The sequence below is a fragment of the Streptomyces durocortorensis genome, from assembly GCF_016901035.1.
Taxonomy (GTDB): Bacteria; Actinomycetota; Actinomycetes; order Streptomycetales; family Streptomycetaceae; genus Streptomyces; species Streptomyces durocortorensis.
Map to the genome: position 1 here is coordinate 1 of NZ_JAFEUF010000578.1, position 305 is coordinate 305.

Sequence of the window (305 nt, forward strand, 5' to 3'; positions counted from 1 at the left end):
GTGCCGTAGACGACACCCGGCTTCAGCGGCTGCTCGATCTTGCAGGAAGCGACGTTCGACGCGGGCATCTCGTCGTAGGACGGGGTCGTGTAGTACGTGCAGTTCTTGTGCGTCTCGTCCGCCTTCAGGCCCGGCGACACTGCGTACGTCACCCAGACCGCGGGCACCTCCGCCGTCCCCTTGTTGAGGAAGGTGAGCGGGGTGGAGAACGAGCTTCCGGGCTGAACGCCCTTGACCGGTGCGATCGTTCCGACGCCGAGATCCGGCTCCGGGTCGGCGGCGAGCGCCGGCACGGCGCCGAGCGC

At 68.5% G+C, this 305-nt stretch carries 1 pseudogene; it reads right to left on the reverse strand.

Features of this window, described 5'->3' with window-relative positions:
• Positions 1 to 305 (reverse strand): annotated as a pseudogene (locus JS521_RS36145) (peptidase); the annotation flags it as partial.